General features: G+C 47.3%; 2 protein-coding genes. Both read right to left on the bottom strand.

The window, feature by feature from the left end; translation table 11 throughout:
- Nucleotides 1–57 precede the first annotated feature (57 nt).
- Nucleotides 58–450 (bottom strand): hypothetical protein, encoded by a 393-nt coding sequence (locus DSM107010_RS37790; RefSeq protein WP_127025441.1) that lies wholly within the window; start codon nt 448–450, stop codon nt 58–60.
- Nucleotides 451–688: 238 nt separating this feature from the next.
- On the bottom strand, nt 689–1,000 hold the full coding sequence (locus tag DSM107010_RS37785; protein WP_127025439.1) for a hypothetical protein: 312 nt from the start codon (nt 998–1,000) through the stop codon (nt 689–691).
- Nucleotides 1,001–1,096 lie beyond the last annotated feature (96 nt).

The following is a 1,096-nucleotide window of genomic DNA, read 5'->3' as shown; positions in this document are numbered from 1 at the left end:
TTGTCTTTGATGAATTCTTGCCTCAGTGGAATTACACTGCTCAGCCAGAATTACAGGTTATTTAATCCACGATCCTAAGTCAGTGCGGTTAAATCTAAAGTTGGGCGGGTAGAGGAATCGCGAGACAAATTTGTAGAGCCACAAATGCCATTGTTGAGTCTCCATATCGTTGCCCATTGTAAAACCGATGACATAAGCTTCGTCACTAGCAGCAAATCCCCGCCTCAAGAGTAGATGTAGGTAGTCGTGTTCTCGCAGATGAATCTTGCCTGGGAGGGCGAGCGGACTGTCGGGGTTTTCCAACAGCCAGACGAGAAAAGGGATCTCGTCGGGGCAATCGCCGCCAATTTGGGCGCGAGCTTGTGCCAGAGTCATCGTGGTTAGGTCATCGCTCAAATTGCCATGCGTGTTGACGAGCGCCTGCAAATCGCCCGCGTAGTTGTCGGACATGATGTGTTTCTACCTGCTTTCAAGCAGTAAGGGCGAAAGTGCAAAACTTTTGACTGTCTTGCCAAAAAGACTCTAAAATTGTTGTAGCTACCTGCGGGTGACAAACAGCGAGAGAAATTCACCCCACCTGCACCCATAGCAAATTTTAAAGTAAAGATCGAGCTAGCTCAAAAAGATTTAGCCAATCTTCAATCTTGCTTCAATAGTTTTTCCGACGTGCTTTATCGCGTCGGCGTTCTCAATCGCGCGATTCATAACTCAGCTCGAAGTGAGCGAGTTGCCCGGTGCTTCGCAGCTCCTCTAGTTCGTAAGCCGAGTTGTCAATTGTTTGAGTTACCAATGCGAGCGCTTGCTTTGAGCCGCAAAAGCTGAATCTGAAATTGATTTGGGCGCTCAATTGCAAGTGGGCGCTCGGTGAATGTTGCTCGAAGTGGATTTGTCGGATTAATTCTTCGACAACTGGGAGTACTGCTGCCACTGCCGTTGTTGAATCGAAAAACTGAAAGGAGACGACAATCGTTCTGGGTTGGCTCTGGTTATGGCTGGGCATGACAAAATCTCCTTGGGACTGGAGTTTAGACTAACCAATGACAAAATGACTCAGCAGTACTGAGTTAACAAGCTACCCAGCTAAAAATATAAAAAC

It is taken from the genome of Chroococcidiopsis cubana SAG 39.79 (genome assembly GCF_003991895.1).
Lineage (GTDB): Bacteria > Cyanobacteriota > Cyanobacteriia > Cyanobacteriales > Chroococcidiopsidaceae > Chroococcidiopsis > Chroococcidiopsis thermalis.
Note: the sequence above shows the minus strand (reverse complement) of the source record. Positions and strands in the feature narration are given on the sequence as shown.

Excerpts from the sequence above, each read along its gene's own strand:
- DSM107010_RS37790 (WP_127025441.1), bottom strand. The coding sequence starts at position 450 with ATGTCCGACAACTACGCGGGCGATTTGCAGGCGCTCGTCAACACGCAT.
- DSM107010_RS37785 (WP_127025439.1), bottom strand. The coding sequence starts at position 1,000 with ATGCCCAGCCATAACCAGAGCCAACCCAGAACGATTGTCGTCTCCTTT.